Source organism: Mycobacterium sp. PDNC021 (genome assembly GCF_048282635.1).
GTDB classification, from domain to species: domain Bacteria; phylum Actinomycetota; class Actinomycetes; order Mycobacteriales; family Mycobacteriaceae; genus Mycobacterium; species Mycobacterium llatzerense.
Genome location: NZ_CP182502.1, coordinates 3,313,745 through 3,331,155, shown reverse-complemented (window position 1 = coordinate 3,331,155; position 17,411 = coordinate 3,313,745). Strand labels below are relative to the sequence as shown.

Annotated in this window: 16 protein-coding genes; 8 read left to right on the top strand and 8 right to left on the bottom strand. The window is 67.5% G+C overall.

Annotation, left to right across the window (positions count from 1 at the left end; all coding sequences use genetic code 11):
* Positions 1 to 40: 40 nt before the first annotated feature.
* Positions 41 to 958, top strand: coding sequence for an alpha/beta fold hydrolase (locus ACNO8X_RS15755; RefSeq protein WP_418001751.1), 918 nt, complete (start codon positions 41 to 43; stop codon positions 956 to 958).
* A 16-nt stretch (positions 959 to 974) separates the two neighbouring features.
* Here the strand turns inward: ACNO8X_RS15755 and ACNO8X_RS15750 are convergent, their stop codons facing one another.
* The 4 genes from ACNO8X_RS15750 to ACNO8X_RS15735 form a co-directional block, all read right to left on the bottom strand.
* Positions 975 to 2,282: a competence/damage-inducible protein A gene (locus tag ACNO8X_RS15750; protein WP_418005921.1), complete on the bottom strand. Its 1,308-nt coding sequence runs from the start codon at positions 2,280 to 2,282 to the stop codon at positions 975 to 977.
* 37 nt (positions 2,283 to 2,319) lie between these two features.
* A complete protein-coding gene (locus tag ACNO8X_RS15745) occupies positions 2,320 to 2,577 on the bottom strand; it encodes a hypothetical protein (protein ID WP_377042002.1) in 258 nt (85 codons plus the stop codon).
* Between the two features lie 6 nt (positions 2,578 to 2,583).
* On the bottom strand, positions 2,584 to 5,466 hold the full coding sequence (locus tag ACNO8X_RS15740; RefSeq protein ID WP_418001750.1) for a glycoside hydrolase family 2 protein: 2,883 nt from the start codon (positions 5,464 to 5,466) through the stop codon (positions 2,584 to 2,586).
* Between the two features lie 131 nt (positions 5,467 to 5,597).
* Positions 5,598 to 6,335: a glucose 1-dehydrogenase gene (locus ACNO8X_RS15735; RefSeq protein WP_418001749.1), complete on the bottom strand. Its 738-nt coding sequence runs from the start codon at positions 6,333 to 6,335 to the stop codon at positions 5,598 to 5,600.
* 72 nt (positions 6,336 to 6,407) lie between these two features.
* Here ACNO8X_RS15735 and ACNO8X_RS15730 point away from each other — a divergent pair, with 72 nt between their 5' ends.
* The 5 genes from ACNO8X_RS15730 to ACNO8X_RS15710 all read left to right on the top strand — a co-directional run bounded on the left by ACNO8X_RS15730 (position 6,408) and on the right by ACNO8X_RS15710 (position 11,857).
* The gene (locus ACNO8X_RS15730; RefSeq protein WP_418001748.1) at positions 6,408 to 7,187 is read left to right on the top strand and encodes an HAD family hydrolase; all 780 of its coding nucleotides are present in this window, start codon (positions 6,408 to 6,410) and stop codon (positions 7,185 to 7,187) included.
* A 138-nt stretch (positions 7,188 to 7,325) separates the two neighbouring features.
* A complete protein-coding gene (locus tag ACNO8X_RS15725) occupies positions 7,326 to 8,459 on the top strand; it encodes a nitronate monooxygenase (protein ID WP_418001747.1) in 1,134 nt (377 codons plus the stop codon).
* A gap of 42 nt (positions 8,460 to 8,501) precedes the next feature.
* Complete coding sequence (locus tag ACNO8X_RS15720) at positions 8,502 to 8,903, top strand: hypothetical protein (RefSeq protein WP_418001746.1); 402 nt, start codon at positions 8,502 to 8,504, stop codon at positions 8,901 to 8,903.
* Between the two features lie 150 nt (positions 8,904 to 9,053).
* Positions 9,054 to 9,623 carry a TetR/AcrR family transcriptional regulator gene (locus ACNO8X_RS15715; protein ID WP_418001745.1) on the top strand — a complete coding sequence of 190 codons (570 nt, stop codon included), beginning with the start codon at positions 9,054 to 9,056 and terminating at the stop codon, positions 9,621 to 9,623.
* Positions 9,620 to 11,857, top strand: a complete 2,238-nt coding sequence (locus ACNO8X_RS15710) for a molybdopterin-dependent oxidoreductase (protein ID WP_418001744.1) — start codon at positions 9,620 to 9,622, stop codon at positions 11,855 to 11,857. Before ACNO8X_RS15715 ends, ACNO8X_RS15710 begins: the two co-directional genes overlap by 4 nt.
* Here ACNO8X_RS15710 and ACNO8X_RS15705 read toward each other — a convergent pair whose 3' ends face one another.
* Positions 11,858 to 12,373, bottom strand: coding sequence for a hypothetical protein (locus tag ACNO8X_RS15705; RefSeq protein WP_418001743.1), 516 nt, complete (start codon positions 12,371 to 12,373; stop codon positions 11,858 to 11,860).
* Between the two features lie 282 nt (positions 12,374 to 12,655).
* Here ACNO8X_RS15705 and ACNO8X_RS15700 point away from each other — a divergent pair, with 282 nt between their 5' ends.
* A complete protein-coding gene (locus ACNO8X_RS15700) occupies positions 12,656 to 13,915 on the top strand; it encodes a cytochrome P450 (RefSeq protein ID WP_418001742.1) in 1,260 nt (419 codons plus the stop codon).
* Here the strand turns inward: ACNO8X_RS15700 and ACNO8X_RS15695 are convergent.
* Positions 13,887 to 14,231 (bottom strand): hypothetical protein, encoded by a 345-nt coding sequence (locus ACNO8X_RS15695; RefSeq protein ID WP_418001741.1) that lies wholly within the window; start codon positions 14,229 to 14,231, stop codon positions 13,887 to 13,889. The two genes, ACNO8X_RS15700 and ACNO8X_RS15695, sit on opposite strands and share 29 nt — an antisense overlap.
* A 169-nt stretch (positions 14,232 to 14,400) precedes the next feature.
* On the opposite strand from ACNO8X_RS15695, the gene ACNO8X_RS15690 reads away from it, so the two are divergent.
* Entirely contained in the window at positions 14,401 to 15,138 is a 738-nt protein-coding gene (locus ACNO8X_RS15690; RefSeq protein ID WP_418005920.1) for a helix-turn-helix domain-containing protein, read from the top strand.
* On the opposite strand, the gene ACNO8X_RS15685 is transcribed toward ACNO8X_RS15690, so the two are convergent.
* Both ACNO8X_RS15685 and ACNO8X_RS15680 read right to left on the bottom strand, forming a co-directional pair.
* Complete coding sequence (locus ACNO8X_RS15685) at positions 15,128 to 15,892, bottom strand: L,D-transpeptidase (RefSeq protein WP_418001740.1); 765 nt, start codon at positions 15,890 to 15,892, stop codon at positions 15,128 to 15,130. The genes ACNO8X_RS15690 and ACNO8X_RS15685 overlap by 11 nt on opposite strands.
* Before the next feature lie 103 nt (positions 15,893 to 15,995).
* On the bottom strand, positions 15,996 to 17,312 hold the full coding sequence (locus ACNO8X_RS15680) for a hypothetical protein (RefSeq protein WP_418001739.1): 1,317 nt from the start codon (positions 17,310 to 17,312) through the stop codon (positions 15,996 to 15,998).
* Positions 17,313 to 17,411: the final 99 nt, after the last annotated feature.

Sequence of the window (17,411 nt, the reverse complement as noted above, 5' to 3'; positions counted from 1 at the left end):
CGCAGGCCGCCGCCGGTCCCGGGGGTGCGACAATTCGGCCATGGTCATGTCGATTGAGCGCCCGAAGCTGGAAGGCAACATTGCCGTCGGCGAGGACCGCCAGATCAGTTTCGCCGAGTTCGGGAACCCGCAGGGACGAGCGGTGTTCTGGCTGCACGGGACACCCGGTGCGCGCCGGCAGATCCCGACAGAGGCCCGCACCTTCGCCGCGCGCAAGAACATCCGGCTGATCGGCATCGACCGGCCGGGCATCGGCTCGTCGACGCCGTACCAGTACGAGAACGTGCTCGGATTCACCGACGATCTGCGGACCATCGCCGACACCCTCGGCATCAACCGGTTCGCGGTGATCGGCCTGTCCGGCGGCGGCCCCTACACGCTGGCCACCGCGGCCGCGATGCCCGACCGGGTGGTGATGGCCGCGGTGCTCGGCGGCGTCGCCCCCTTGATCGGTGAGGACGGCATCAGCAGCGGGCTCATGGAGCTGGCCAAGTTCGTCCGCCCGGTCCTCGAGGTCGCCGACACCCCCATCCGCTGGGTAGCGGGGTCACTGATCAAGCTGATCGGGCCGTTCGGCTCCCCCGCCCTCGACCTGTATGCCCGGATTTCTCCGGACGGTGACCGAAACCTGTTGAGCCGTCCGGAGTTCAAGGCGATGTTCCTCGACGATCTGCTCAACGGCAGCCGCAAGCAGCTGGCTGCGCCGTTCGCCGACATCGTGGTGTTCGCCCGCGACTGGGGCTTCCGGCTGGAAGACATCAAGGTGCCGGTGCGCTGGTGGCACGGCGATGCCGACCACATCGTGCCCTACGCCCACGGCGAGCACGCGGTGGCGCGGATTGCCGATGCCGAGATGTACACACTGCCAGGCGAAAGCCACCTGGCAGGCCTGGGCGTACCCGAAGACATCCTGACCAAGATTCTCGAGGTCTGGGACGCCGACCTGGCCGCGCAGTAAGGGTCAGGCTGCTCCGTCAGACACTGACGGGCAGACCACTGAGCACCCGGCGCAGCATGTGCATCGCGACGGTCGTCGACCGCTCACGGATGTCGGCCCGGTTGCCCGGCAGGTGGATGGTTCGTGTCTGGGTCGTGCCGTCGGCCAGGCCCACACTGAAACACACTGTGCCGACCGGCTTTTCCTCGCTGCCGCCGCCGGGGCCGGCGATGCCGGTGATGCCCACGGCGATGTCGGCACCGAATCGGCGCAGCGCGCCCGCCGCCATGGCCTCGGCGACCGGTTCGGATACCGCACCGTGGGTGGCTATCAATGCGGGATCGACGCCGAGCAGCTCGGCCTTGGCCTCGTTCGAGTACGACACGACGCCACCGGCCAGGTAGGCCGACGAGCCGGGCCGGTCGGCCAACCGGGCCGCGAGCAGGCCGGCCGTGCACGACTCGGCGGTCGCGATGGTGCGGCCCGAAAGCAGTTGCGCCACTTGGTCATCGACCAAGGTTCCGTCCTCGGAGAAGACGTCCCGCGGATGGCGCTCGCGGAGCAGCGCGGCCAGTTGCCGGTAGCTCTCTGCGGCGTCGGGTTCATAGCGGGTGACGATCTCCAGCTCGCCGCGGCGCAGACATGTGGTGATCTCCAGGCCCGCGAAACCGGGCAACAGGGCTTCCGCATCCCGCAGGGTTTCGGCCAGCCCGGACTCGGGCAGGCCGAACATCCGGATGGTCTCCTGCCGGTAGATGGTGCGCCCGGCGACCGCTCGCTCGGCCGTCGCCGTCTCGATGGCGCGGTGCCACATCGGCCGTAGTTCTCGGGGCGGCCCGGGGAGCACGATCACCGTCGGCCCGCCCCCGGCCCGGGTGACCACGACGCCCGGCGCCGTGCCCACGGGGTCCAGAATCTCGACGCCGTCGGCGCTCCCACCCTCGGGCACCAGCGCCTGCTTGCGGTTGGCCGCGCGCACCGCGTCGAAATCGGCGCCCGGGAACCGGCCCATGAAGGACCGCAGGATTTCCGCGATGCGTTCCTCGAGCGGCTCGTCGAGCACCAGCTCGCGGCCACAGAACTTGGCGACCACAGCGACGGTCATGTCATCGGCCGTCGGCCCGAGACCGCCGCTGGTGACGATCAGGTCGACGCCTTGGCCGGCGAGGAAATTCAGTTGCGCCTCAATGTCTTCGGGCCGATCCCCACAGATGGTGATGTGGGCGAGCTCGACGCCGAGTTCCAGCAACTGATCCGCCAGCCACGGCCCGTTGAGGTCCTGGACCCGTCCGGTGAGAACTTCGGTCCCGGTCACCACGATGCCCGCACGCACACCCATGGCGATCACAGTACGACGGGGCCGGACGGTACTGCGGACTGAGTCAGCCCGCCAGCCAGGCGCGCACGGTGTCGAGGTCGCGCGTGTAGGTCTCCATGATGTCGTCCTGGAAGCGGGAGCTGCCGCTGATCGCGTCGTCACCCTGCCAGATGACCCGGACCCGGGACGCGCCACGCAGGTAGATATCGACGCGGTCGTCCGTACGGCGCTGCCACCCCTTTTCGGCGGTGTACGCGGCGAGTGCGGAACGTTCGTCAGCCACCTCGTGGGCCATCAGCTTCTCCTTCGTCTGTGCGTTCATCATGTCTCATGCGCCGGGCCGCGGGACCCGCGGTACCGCATCGGGCGCCGCGGGCCGGACGTCCGGCTCAGCCAGACCAGGGTCCGCCACCGCGGCCCGCGAGGCGGCGTCCGTCGTTTCCTGCGACGCGGGGCCGCCCGCCACCGGGACCGTCACGGGTGGCGTGTTGTAGCCACCGACCCGGACCCAGCCCGCGTTCACCCCAGGTTTCGGCACCAGCCCGCGAACATGCGCGGTCTCCCCCGGATACACGGTCACGTAGTTGTCGCTGTACTCGATGGGCAGGATTTCATCGGCGTCGGGAGCGGTGGTCAGCTCCGCCCGCTCGAAGAACGCGACCTGCTTGGTCGGATTGCGCAGCGTGATGTCGACGACCTGCTGACCGTCACCATTCACCGAACCGGCGGCACTGACCTCCAGCCGGGCCTTCGTCATGTAGTTGAGCGGCGTCATGTCGGCCCACGCGGTCTGGTGCAGCTCGAAGGCGACATCCTTGCCCGGTTCTCCGATATCGCCTTGCTGCGACTGCCAGTAATCGTTGTTCGCGACCACCTCGCCGATCGGGTTCACCAGCTCGCACCGGACGAAGAACACCCGGGAATCGGGCACCACCCGCGGCAGGGTCAGGGCCACCGCGGCGGCGCCGGAGACCACGTCGTACGGGTCACTGATGCGGTCGTCGCGCATGGTCCCGTTGATGTCGTACACCCGGGTACGGACGCGAAGCCCGACGACGTTCTCCGGGCTCTGGTTGACGATGCTCACCTTGGCGGTGCTGTGATCGCCGGTGGCGTACGAATCGAACGTGACCGACAGCGGCTGCAGGCCCTTCTTCGCTCCGTAGTACGCACCGCCAGGCCGTAGGTAGTAGTCGAAGATGTTGCCGAAGAACGACGGCCAGTGGTTGTTGAGCATCCAGTAGATCGTCATCTTGCGGTCCGCCCAGCCCAGCGCGGCGAACGACTCGAACTGGGCCCGTGTCGCCTCGTAGTGGGCCAACTGTGCCTTGCGCGCGAATTCCTCAGCGCCAGTGGATGATCCGTATCGCTGGACGATCGCGGTGCGGATGCTCGCCAAGGCCTCGTTGCCGGGGTTGGAACCGGCGTGGAAGTACCACATGTCGTTGATCGGCCAGAGCTTGTCCGGCGGAATGAACTTGCGCAGGCTCGCGAACGGCGGGATGTGCTCGTTGTCGCCCTGCTCGGCCGACGCGCCCCGGGCGGCGGCGTACTCGCCGTCGAACCAGTACGCGGGCGCGCGCCAGGTGTACGGGCCGGCCATCTGGATGCCGTCCCACAGCCGGTTACCCGACGCATCGGTGGTGTAGGACGACACCGTGTCTACAACGGCGTTCTGCCAGTGCAACTTTCGCAGAATCTCGTGGTACTGCTCCAGGATGTCGGCCGGCGGGTGTCCGTCGCTGGCGTTGGCCCAGACGAATGCGGACGCATGTGAACGCAGCATCAGGATCTGCGAGCGCAGACTGTCCTGCGCGACCCGGTGATCCTCCTGGTCCCACTGTGGCCATTTCTCCCACTGGTTGCAGCACATCCAGCCCACCATCAGCGGGATGCCCAGCTCGTCGGCCCGCTCGATGAAGCGCGCACCGGGAATCTTGGATTCCATCCGGATCATGTTCAGACCCAGATCCTTGACGTAGCGCAGGATCGCGTTGTCGCGGTCGGGATCGTCGCGGTACAGCAGGTCGGGGGTGTAGGTGGCCCCGCGCGCCAGGAAGTCCCGGCCGTTGACCTTCAGATAGAAGTTGCCGCCGGAACCCAGCTGCGGGAACTCCTCGCTGCCGTCGCGGCCCTGCTCGATGGAGCGGATGCCGAACCGCTGCTTCAACTCGTCGGTGGTCTGGCCGTACTGCAGGAACTGCAGCCGCAGGTCGTACAGGTCGGGCTTGCCCATCGTGTACGGCCACCACAGGTCCGGGTTGCCGATCCGCAGCGCCTCGTAGTCGTTGGGGCTGAAGGTGACGTCGCGGCTCTCCCCCGGCCCGAGCGAGACCGGTCGCTCGATCTCGATGTCCGACTTACCGGCACGGGTGATGGTCGCCCGCACCACGCCGTTGACCCGTTGGTCGGAGTAGTTGGTCAGGCCGGACCGGACGCTCAGCTGGGCGCTGTCGGTACGCGGCAACGGCAGCTGGCTGTTCACGGTGGCATCGGTGATCGCCACATCGCCGGACATCTTCAAAGTGACCGGCTTGAGGATGCCGGCATTGCGGTCCGAGACGAACGAATTGCCGTTGGCCGGGTTCTTCCCCGGTCCCTGGTAGCCCAGGTAGTTCCAGTTGATCCAGTCGAACCAGCTGTCGGCCAACTCCACGCCGTCGACGTCCTGCAGCGCCCGCTCCGGGGTGACCTTGACGGCGAGCGTGTTGGCCCGGCCGCGGTCGATCCACTTCGACACGTCCAGGGTGTGGTCGACGTACATGCCCGCGATTTGTCCGCTGTCGGCGATCCGGTGCCCGTTCAGCCAGATCTCGGCCCGATAGTTGATGCCGGGAAAGTTCAGTCGGTAGGTCGAGTGCCCGGGCGGCGCGACGAACGTCGTGCGGTACCACCAGTCCTGCTTGTACAGGTCCTGCGGCACCTTGGTCAGCAGGTTGTCGCCGTAGTAGAGGTCCGGGTAGGTGCCGTCGTCCTCGAGCGCCTGCAGCACCGTCGCCGGCATGTGCCGCACCTGGTGCCAGCCGGCACCGGTCGCGCCGAACCCGTCGGTGCTGAGCTGCGCTCCGGTGGCCGCCATGCCCTGCGCCGAGGCCAGCTGCCAACCCTGCGCCAACTCGACCTCGGCGGCCGGGCTCATGGGCCTCAGCAGGCGCGGCAGATCACCGGTGCAGGCGAACAGCAGCACCAGGAAAATGACAGCACCCAGCACTGCACCGCGGCGCAACTCGGTTGATATAGCCCTGCTCCCTCCGGATCTGAACGCGCTTCAACAAGGGGGATGCGCGATGTGGGGGCTCCTCATTGTGCCCCGTCAGACCGGTAGTTCCAGAAACGTTGAGGTCAGAACTTGTGCGGCACGTCGGTCGTCAGACCGCCGTCGACGACGAACTCGCTGCCGGTGGCAAACGACGATTCGTCGCTGGCCAGGAACACCACAAAGGTCGCTACCTCGTCGGACTGCCCGGGCCGCCCCAGCGGCGCGGTCATCATGTCGTCGGGAAAATACTTAGTCATCGGCGTGCGGATGAAGCCCGGCAGGATCGTGTTGACCCGGATCTTGTCCTTACCGAGGTCGATCGCCGCCGATTTGGTCAGGCCGCGCACCGCCCACTTGGATGCGACGTACGCATGCAGGAGCGTTGCGCCGCGCATGCCCTCGATGGACGAGATGTTGATGATCGAACCGCCGCCGGCCTCCCGCATCGGCGCGACCACCGCCTGCATGCCCAGGAAAGTGCCGGTGAGGTTGACGTCGATGCACTTCTGCCACTTGGCCATGTCGAACTCGCCGATCTTGCCGAGGGCACTGATGCCGGCGTTGTTGACCAGGACGTTGAGCAGGCCGAACTGCTCGGTGGCGGTGGAAACCGCGGCGGCCCACTGATCGGCGTCGGTCACGTCGAGGTGCACGTAGCGCGCGGCGTCACCGAGTTCGGTGGCCAGCGCCTCGCCCGGTTCGTCGAGGATGTCGCCGATGACGACCTTGGCGCCCTCGGCGACGAGCATGCGGGCGTGCGCCGCACCCATGCCCCGTGCGCCACCAGTGATCAGTGCAACTTTGCCGTCCACGCGTCCCATGACGGGTCAGGCTACCGCCCGGCCGACGGGCAGCCGAGAGGCCGCGCGGCGAATCCCGGCATACTGGTGAGCATGTCTGCGCCGAACGCCGGACCGATCACGGGGCCGATCACTGCGATCGACGCCGACGTCCGTGGCGCGACGAGCTCGAACGTCGGTGCCTTCTTCGACGTCGACGGCACGCTGGTGTCCGGTTTCATCGCGACGGTCCACGCCGCGCACCGGTTCCGGCAGCGGCAGGCCGCCTTCGGCGAACTGACCGGCATCCTCGAGGCAACAGTGCGATACAAGTTGCGCCGCATGGAGTTCGAGCGACTGCTGATTCGCGCCGCCGGCTATATGCGGGGCGAGTCGCTGGCCGAGCAAGAGTCACTCGGCGAGCAGTTGTTCCACAGCCACGTCCAGGCCAGGATGTTCCCGACGATGCGCGAGATCGTGCGTGCCCATCAGCGGTCGGGTCACACGGTGGTGCTCAGTTCGTCGGCGCTGACCATGCATGTCATGCCGCTGGCCCGCTACCTGGGTGTCGAACACGTCATCTGCAATCACTTCACCGTCGACGGCGACGGCACCCTCACCGGTGACATCGTCCGGCCCATCGTCTGGGGCCACCGCAAAGCTGCCGCGGTCGCGGAGTTCAGCCAGGCCAATCAGGTTGACCTGCAACAGAGTTACTTCTACGCCGACGGCGACGAGGACCTGCCGCTGATGCGCGCCGTGGGGCACCCGATTCCGGTGAATCCACGTCCCGGGCTGGCGGCCGAAGCGGAGCGCCTCGGCTGGACAGTGGTGCGCGCAGCGGCCCCATCCGGCCACCGGACCGGTTGGCTACGGCGACTAGTGCGGCGCTGACCGCCAGGAACGGTATTCGCACCGAATCTGGGCCCCAATGCGCGCGTAGTCTTGCGCGCCGGACTGTCACGCGGTACTAAATTAGAACACGTTTCAGTTTTTGCCATTCCTGCCTCGGCACCAGCACAAGGAACTCCTATGCGCACCGTTCTCTGCGATCAGCTCGGCATCGAATACCCGATCTTCGCCTTCACCCACTGCCGCGACGTGGTCGTGGCAGTCAGCAAAGCCGGCGGCTTCGGCGTCCTGGGCGCCGTCGGTTTCACTCCCGAGCAGCTCGAGATCGAGCTCAAGTGGATCGACGAGAACATCGGCGACCACCCCTATGGCGTCGACATCGTCATCCCCAACAAGTACGAGGGCATGGACCAGGCCGACCTGGATCCCGAGGTGCTCAAGAAGCAGCTCAACGCCCTGGTGCCGCAGGAACACCTCGATTTCGCGAAGAAGATCCTCGCCGACCACGGCGTGCCGGTCGACCACAGCGACGACGACGCCCTGCAGCTGCTGGGCTGGACCGAGGCCACCGCAACCCCGCAGGTCGAGGTCGCTCTGCAGCACCCGAAGTGCACCCTGATCGCCAATGCGCTGGGCACGCCCCCCAAGGACATGATCGACCACATCCATGCCGAGGGCCGCAAGGTCGCGGCACTGTGCGGCTCGCCGTCGCAGGCCCGCAAGCACGCCGATGCCGGCGTCGACATCATCATCGCCCAGGGTGGCGAGGCCGGCGGACACAGCGGTGAGATCGGCTCGATCGTGCTGTGGCCCCAGGTCGTCAAGGAGGTCGCGCCGGTACCGGTGCTGGCCGCCGGCGGCATCGGCAGCGGCCAGCAGATCGCCGCGGCACTCGCCCTCGGCACGCAGGGCGCATGGACCGGCTCGCAGTGGGTGATGGTCGAAGAGAGCGAACACTCCGAGCAGCAGCACGCCGCGTACGCCAAGGCGAGCAGCAAGGACACCGTGCGCAGCCGGTCGTTCACCGGCAAGCCGGCACGCATGCTGCGCAACGACTGGACCGAGGCCTGGGAGCAGGAAGGCAACCCGAAGCCGCTCGGAATGCCGTTGCAGTACATGGTGTCCGGCATGGCCGTCGCCGCCACGCACAAGTACCCGAACGAGAGCGTCGACGTCGCGTTCAACCCCGTCGGCCAGGTGGTCGGCCAGTTCACCAAGGTCGAGAAGACGTCCGCGGTCATCGAGCGCTGGGTCCAGGAGTACCTGGAGGCCACCGGCCGGCTCGAGGAATTGAACGAAGCCGCATCCGTGTGATCGAGGCCGCCGACAGCGGGTTCCTGATCGCCGCCGGAGTGGATGGACCTGATCTTCGATGTTCAGGTGCTCCGCCATCGCAGGTCGGCCGACCTACCGGGACCCGTGCTGGCGTCCATCGCCGCCTACTACCACCGGGCCACCACCACGTCGCGCCCGATGAGTCTGTTGATCGCCGCCGTCATGGCGATTCTGTTGGCGGCATTGACTTTTCATGCTGTCCGCGGGGCGGCGCCCGCGTGGTTGCTGGCACTGTCGGCTGTTCTCGCCGGTGGCCCCGTGCTGCTGGCGCTGCTGCGCACCGTCCGGCACGCCGTGACCCTGGGGCACCGGACCGGGACGCTCGCCGAGCAGTCCCGGCTCGCCCGGTCCATCTGCCGCGACCATCTGCTGTGCCTCACCGGTATGTCGGCGTTTCTGGCGTTGTGGCTGGTGTGCGCCTGACTCGCCCAGCTGGCGGCTGAGTACTTGCGCCTCGGATCGTGGTCAGCATGTGACTGCAATCCGAGGCGTAGCGCTCGGCACGCGCAGGCATAGCCCCCTGCCTGCCGACTATGTATGGTTACATACATAGTCGGCGAAGGGACCGCAGCCATGGCCAGCCCGCGTGACCGCATGATCGTTTCTGCGGCGCTGCTCATCCGCGAGCGGGGCGCACATTCGACGGCCATCGCCGACGTGCTCGCCCACAGCGGAGCGCCACGCGGCTCGGCTTACCATCACTTCCCCGGCGGTCGGACCCAACTGCTCTGCGAGGCAATCGATTTCGCGAGCGATCACGTCGCCCGCCGGATCGCCAAGGCCGGCACGGCACTCGAAGCGCTCGACGTGCTGATCGACGGGTTCCGCACCCAACTGACCGACAGCGGATTCCGGGCCGGTTGCCCGGTGGTCGCGGTCGCCGTCGAGGCCGACAACCCGCCCGTGATCGAACGCGCCGCCGCGGCCTTCACCCGCTGGCTGGCGCAACTCGAAGAGCAGTTGCAGGCCGACGGAGCCGCCCCCGAGCAAGCCGCCGAGTTGGCCATGCTCGCCACCACCGCCATCGAAGGCGCCGTCCTGGTGGCCCGCACCACCGGCTCGACCAACCCATTGGACCTCGTGCATCGGCAGCTGCGCGCCCTCGTGTCTGCCGCGACAACACAACGGAAGGCGTCGTCATGACCGAAACCCAGGAGTGGGAGTCCACTGCCTGCATCCTGTGCGAGTGCAACTGCGGCATCGTCGTGCAGCTCGACGGCCGCACGCTGTCGAAAATCCGTGGCGACAAAGCGCACCCAGCCTCGCAGGGTTACACGTGCAACAAGGCACTGCGCCTGGATCACTATCAGAACAACCGCAGCCGCCTCACCTCGCCGATGCGCCGCCGGCTGGACGGCAGCTACGAGGAAATCGACTGGGACACCGCGATTTCCGAGATCGCCGAGGGCTTCTCACGCGTCCGCGACGAGTACGGCGGCGACAAGATCTTCTACTACGGTGGCGGTGGCCAGGGTAATCACCTGGGCGGCGCCTACAGCGGCGCCTTCCTCAAGGCACTCGGCGCCCGGTACCGGTCAAATGCGTTGGCGCAGGAGAAGACCGGTGAGTTCTGGGTCGACGCACAGCTCTACGGCGGACATACCCGCGGCGAGTTCGAGCACGCCGAGGTGTCGGTGTTCGTCGGGAAGAACCCGTGGATGTCGCAGAGTTTCCCGCGCGCACGCACTGTGCTGCAGGACATCGCGAAGGATCCGCAGCGGTCCATGATCGTCGTCGACCCGGTGCTCACCGACACCGCCAAAATGGCCGACTTCCACCTGCGGGTGCGGCCCGGCACCGATGCGTGGTGCATCAGCGCGCTGGCCGCGGTCCTGGTTCAGGAAAACCTGTGCGACGAGGCGTTTCTCACCGAGCATGTGACCGGCGTCGAACCGGTCCGGGACGCGCTGCGCGCAGTGGACGTCGACGACTTCGCCCAGCGCTGCGGCGTCGACGCCGAGCTGTTGCGCGCCGCTGCCCGCCGGATTGCCGGTGCCGCAAGCGTTTCGGTGTTCGAGGACCTCGGCGTTCAGCAGGCGCCGAACAGCACGCTGGTCTCCTACCTGAACAAGATGTTGTGGATCCTGACCGGTAACTTCGCCAAACGCGGTGGGCAGCACCTGCATTCGTCGTTCGCGCCGCTGTTCGCGGCGGGCGGCGTCGGCCGCTCGCCGGTGACCGGTGCTCCCATCATCGCCGGGCTGCTGCCGTCCAACGTGGTGCCGCAGGAGATCCTGACCGACCATCCGGACCGGTTCCGGGCGATGATCGTCGAGAGCAGCAACCCCGCTCATTCCATCGCCGACTCGGCCGCGGTGCGCGACGCGCTCGAGGCGCTGGAACTGCTGGTCGTCGTCGATGTCGCGATGACCGAGACGGCGCGGCTGGCCCACTACGTGCTGCCCGCCGCCAGCCAGTTCGAGAAACCCGAAGCGACGTTCTTCAATCTCGAGTTCCCGCACAACACCTTTCACCTGCGGCACGCCCTGATGACGCCGCTGCCCGGCACGTTGCCCGAACCCGAGATCTGGGCTCGGCTGGTCCGCGCGCTCGGCGTCGTCGACGACGCGGAACTCGACCCGCTGCGCCGCGCCGCGCGCGACGGCCTCGACGCGTACCTCGGGGCATTCTTCAGCGCAGTCGGCGCCAACCCGTCGCTGGGCCGGGTGCTGCCCTATGTGCTGTACGAAACCCTGGGCCCGGCGCTGCCGGACGGCCTGGCCGGTGCGGCAGCGCTGTGGGGACTGGCTCAGAAAGCCGCGATGACCTATCCCGACGCGGTCCGCCGGGCCGGCCATGCCGACGGCAACGCGCTGTTCACCGCCATCCTCGAAGGCCGGTCCGGGGTGACGTTCACGGTGCACGAGTACGAGGACGACTGGAACCTGGTCAGCCACAACGACCGGCGCATCGCCTTAGAGATCCCCGAGATGCTCTCCGAACTCGGCGCGCTCGCCACCGATCGGCCGCCGCTGATCTCCGACGACTATCCGATCGTGCTGTCGGCCGGCGAGCGCCGCGCGTTCACCGCCAACGACATCATCCGCGATCCCGGCTGGCGCAAGCGTGACGCCGACGGCGCCCTGCGGGTCAGCGTCGAAGACGCCGCGGCGCTGGGCCTGGTCGACGGTGGCCGCGCCCGGATCACCACCGCGGCCGGCAGCGCGGAAGCCTCGGTGGAGGTCACCGACGTCATGCTGCCCGGACATGCCTCGCTGCCCAACGGTTTCGGGCTGGACTTCACCGACGCAAACGGCGAACAGCAGGTGCCGGGCGTGGCCCCCAACAACCTGACCTCGGCCGACTGGCGCGACGAGTTCGCGGGCACCCCATGGCACAAACACGTGCCGGCCCGGATCGAAGCGCTGACGGCTTAGCTACTCCGGGGGCGGCGGACCGTCCACGGGCGCAGGCGCGTCCGGGGCCGGCGGCGGGACCGGTGCCGGCGCCTGCGGCCCGGCCGGCATGCCCGCGGGAGGTGCTGCGTCAGCGTCCATGGGGCGCTGCGCCAGCAGCACGAGGGCCTGCTTCGGACTGATCTCGCGATCCTGGACGGCATGCCAGACATCGCGCAGGTACGACAGCTGATCGGTGTCCCGGGACCCGTCCGCGGTGCTCGTCGTGTAGGGCGGCAGATTCTCCGGGCTGGACAGATGCGGCACCGGGGTGGCATTTGCCACCGGGACCGGCTTACCGGCCGGCACCGGCTTGGGAGCAACCGGCGGCGGCGGGTCGACCGGTGCCGCCGCGAGGTCGACCGCCGAGGTATCGCCGGACTTGGTGTCCGGCGCGCCGTCGTCGGCCCATGCCGCCGCGGCCGACCCGATCGGCAGCAGCAACGCTGCGCAGGTCAGCCCTACGGCGCGGATTCTGACGTCGTCAAGGATCCTCATCTGAAGCCCTCCCGTGCATGTCCGGTAACCAATGGTGCTACAGGTGACTGCGGTATTGCTGGGAAATGGCCGGACGAATCTGGTGCGACCGTACGAGTCCCCGATCGCGGACATCGCCCCGACGACTTCTCAAGCGCCAGAATTGCTACGACGAATAGTGCACGGCAAATCAGCGGCCATCGGCATTCACCCAGAATCTCAGCCGAATTATCGGCATAACCTTGCGGCCCAGACCTCCACGCGGTACTAAATTGAAACACGTTGCAGAGTGAGGAGCGCCACATGTCGGCACCCAACATCCCAGCTGGATTCGACTTCACCGACCCCGACATCTACGCCCAGCGGCTGCCGGTGGCCGAACTCGCCGAACTGCGGCAGGTCGCGCCGATCTGGTGGAACGAACAGCCCATGGGCAAGGGCGGTTTCGATGACGGTGGCTACTGGGTGGTGACGCGGCACAAGGATGTCAAGGAGGTGTCGCGTCGCAGCGACGTGTTCTCCAGCCAGGAGAAGACGGCCATCCCCCGGTACCAGGACGGCACCGTCACCGAACAGATCGAGCGCGGCAAGTTCGTGCTGCTGAACATGGACGCGCCACATCACACCCACCTGCGGAAGATCATCTCGCGGATGTTCACCCCGCGCGCCATCGAACTGCTGCGGGACGAACTGAGCAAGCGGGCACAGCAGATCGCGCAGGAGGCCGCCGCCAAGGGCTACGGCGACTTCGTCGAGCAGGTCTCCTGTGAGCTTCCGCTGCAGGCGATCGCCGGCCTGATGGGCGTGCCACAGGAAGACCGCAAGAAGCTGTTCGACTGGTCCAATCAGATGGTCGGCGACATGGACCCCGAATTCGCCGGCAACGACGCCATCACCGCGTCGGTCGAGCTGATCATGTACGGCATGGCCATGGCCGCCGATCGGGGCGCCAACCCGCGCGACGATCTGGTGACCCGGCTGGTCCAGGCCGATGTCGAGGGCCACAAGCTCTCCGACGACGAGTTCGGATTCTTCGTCATCCTGCTGGCGGTGGCCGGCAACGAGACCACCCGCAACACCATCACCCAGGGCATGATGGCCTTCGCCGAGCACCCGGACCAGTGGGAATTGTTCAAGCGGGAACGTCCCGCGACGGCCGCCGACGAGATCGTCCGCTGGGCCACCCCGGTCACCTCGTTCCAGCGCACGGCAACGCAGGACACAGAGCTCGGCGGCGTGTCGATCAAGAAGGGCCAACGGGTGGTGATGTGCTATCGGTCGGCCAACTTCGACGAGGAAGTGTTCGACGACCCGTACGCGTTCAACATCATGCGCGACCCCAACCCGCACGTCGGCTTCGGCGGCACCGGCGCGCACTACTGCATCGGGGCGAACCTGGCCCGGATGACCATCGACCTGATGTTCAACGCGATCGCCGACCACATGCCCGACCTGCGTCCGCTCAGCGAGCCGGAGCGACTGCGGTCCGGCTGGCTGAACGGCATCAAGCACTGGCAGGTCGACTACACCGGCGCTAACGCGAAACCAGCTGTTGCGCAGTGACCTTGGGCCGATCCGGGTAGTCCAGAAGCGACTGCCAGTAATCGTCGGACAACTCCTGGCCGGAGCGCAGCACCATCGCCAGGCCGGTCGCCATCGCGACACCGAGCAGGCCGAGCCACAACCCGGTGACGGCGATGATCACCCATAGCACCGTGGTGAGCACCGGCCACGGCGAGACCACCAGCAACGCCGGCGCGAAGAAGAAACCGGTACCGACGTACCAGGCCGATCCGGTTCGATCGGCCGCCATGACCGCCCGCAGCCAGATCGGTGGGGCCTTCGTCGACGGTTCGCTTGCGGGGTGGGTCGTGCGCATCTCGATCGCCTCCTGGTGCGTTGTCGGACGATTCGAGCCTGTCCCCATCAGGTAATTGCCGCAATTACCTGACAGGTAGTCGCCACCGAGACCTGCAGCCGCGACACTGGAGAGCGTGACCGCCGCCACCGCTGCCCCATCGCACTCGCCGCAACCGTTCGGAACCCTCATGCGGCAGTGGCGGCAACGGCGGCGCATCAGCCAGCTCGACCTGGCGATCGAGGCCGACGTGTCCGCGCGCCATCTCAGTTTCATCGAGACCGGCCGGTCGACGCCGAGCCGGGCCATGGTGCTCAAGCTCGGCAGTGTGCTGAATATCCCTGCGCGAGAACAGAACCGGCTGCTGCTGGCCGCCGGGCACGCGCCCGTGTACGCCGAGCGGGCACTCGACGACCCGGAAATGAGCGCGGTGCGCACCGGGATCGACCGTGTGCTCGCCGCGTACGAGCCGTTCCCGTGCCTGGCCGTCGACCACCTGTGGAACATCGTGGCCGGCAATGCCGGCATCGTGGTGCTGCTCGAGGGCGTGGCTCCCCCGTTGCTGGAATCGCCCAACGCCCTTCGCATTTCGCTGCATCCGGACGGGTTGGCGCCCCGGATCCGCAATCTCGGACAGTGGCGCCACCACGTGATCGGGCGGCTGCGGCGCGAGGTGGCCGGCAGTGCGTCGGCCCAACTTCACGACCTGTTGACCGAGATCGAGGCCTACCCCGGTGGAAACGTCGAATCGTCCGATCTCGGCGGCGTCGCGGTACCGCTGGAGATCGACGGCCCGGACGGCCAGGTGCTGACCTTCCTCAGCACCGTGACCACCTTCGGTACGGCGCTGGACCTGACCGCCGTGGAATTGAGCATCGAAGCATTCCTGCCCGCCGACGACGCGACGGCGCAGGCTCTCAGGAGTTGATGATGATCGGGTCGCCGATGTTCACCTGGTTGTAGTACCAGGACGCATTGTCGGCGCTCAGGTTGATGCATCCGTGGCTGACGTTCGAATAGCCTTGCTGCCCAACGGACCACGGCGCGCCGTGCACGTAGACGCCACCCCAGGTGACCCGCACCGCGCTGTACACCGTCAGCTTGTAGCCCTCGGGATCATTGAGCGGGATGCCGATGGTCCGCGAATCCATGACGACGGGGTTCTGCTTCTCCAGCGCCGTGAACGACCCCACCGGGGTCGGGTGCTTCGGCTTGCCCATCGATGCCGGCATGGTCTTCACGACCTGGCCGTCGATGCTCACCGTGAAGGTGTGACCGCTGATGCTCGCGACTCCCAGCGTGGCCGAGCCGGTCTCGAACGACTGCTTGGCCCCGCCGACCGACACCTTGATGGACGAGTGCGCAGGCCAGTAGGTGCTGGGCGTGAACTGCACGCGGTTGTCGGCCAGCCAGGCGAACGTACCGGCGGGCGCCTTCGTCATCTTCGGCGACGTGAACTCGATGGTGCGTTCAGCGCGCACCCGGTCCGCGACCGGCTGGCTGAAGGTCACCGTGACGGGCATCCCGACACCGACCACGACACCACTGCCTGGCGTGATCATGGCGACCGGAAGGGACTCGGGCAACGCCGCGACAGCAGCACCCACGGAGCCGCTCAGCATCATCACCGCAGATGCGGCAACGGCCAGCGCATAACGCACAGTTTTGGGCAAGGGGTCCATCCTCAGGTCCGAGATACGTTCACTACATATCGTAGTTCGACGGCGACGTTACTTTCGTTAGCCGCACGCCGTCGGCCCGGCCGACGCGGTTCGACCTCGGGGTTTACTGCGGCGGCGCGACGGGCTCGGCCGGCGGGGCCGCGTCGGTGGGCGCCGGAGCGACGGGAGCTGCCGGAGCCGGGGCCTCCGCGGGCACCGTGACGGCGACCGCATTCGACGGCATTTCCGCCGGTGGGATGTCCGTGGCGGCGGGCGGTACATCGGCGGGCGGCTGGCCCTCGGGATGTGCTGCCGGATCCGGTTCGACGGCGGGAGCCGGCTGTGGTTCGAGGATCGGTGCGTCAGACAGCGGTGCCTCGACCGGTGCCGACACCTCGGCAGACGGCTCGGCGGCGGGCACCACGTGGACCGTAGGAGGCTGGACGGGCGCCACCGCCTGCTCGGCGGCAGCGGGCCGCGGGCTCTTGGTGACGGACGTCGACCCGGCGCCATGGGCGGGCAGGAACTGCAGCGTGACGGCCATCGACACGGACGCCACGAAGGCCGTCGACCCGACGGCCAGCATGGTCAGGGGCAGCGCGGGCGAACTCGACACCTGCTGCCACCGCGACGAATTGCCCGACCGATGCCGTCCCACCGGAACCACCGCGTTGCGCTCGAACGCAACGGCGGCCTCGAATGGGTCGAAGGTCGGGTCCCAGCCGAAGTCCTGTCCGGCCCATTCGTCCGGACGGGGCTCGTCGCCGAAGAAGTACGGCTCGGACAGGTCGGATTCGCCCGATCGCACGGACACCAGCGCCGCACCGCGGGCCAGCGCCAAATCTGCTTCTTCCGGGGTGAACACCGGCACCGAGAGCGCGTCCTGCAGGCCCGGCAGAATCGCCTCGAAGTTACCGGCGGACCCGATGACCACCAGCGCCTCCGGCTGCCAGTCCGCGCGAGCGAAAACGGAGCTGAGCCAGCTGGTCAGCACCGACCTGGAGCCGATGCAGTGGTTCACGGCCGTGTGGACGGCGCCGCTGGCCGCATGCACGATCATGGTGATCGCGAATTCCGGCTCGATGGTGCACACCGCCGTTGTCCCGCAGCCCAATGCGTCCGCGATGCCGCGGGCCACGGCCTCGTTGGCCTCCGGGAAGCGAACCGGCACCACATTGTCGAAACCGGAATCCGACAGTGACTGCATCAGCATCGAGGCCTCGACGTCGGCGTCGTCGCTCCACGTCAGTCCGATCGACTTGAGCCGCAACCCGCGCGTCGCCGCCCGCGCCTCGCTACGCAGTACGGCAGCGGTGGCATCCCCGGAGTTCATGATCTCCACGGCGTCGTGGTCCATGGTGAACCCGTCGACGTCATTGCCCTCTACCAGTACCAAGCCGATGGACGACGGAGTCATGGCCAAACCGAGCACCGCGTCCACGCAAACAACCCCTTCAAAACCGCATGGTGGCGCCGCACGATCCGCGATGACGCGCGCTTGGGCGGGCGAAAACTATCCGGAATCGTGGTGAGAAAAGCC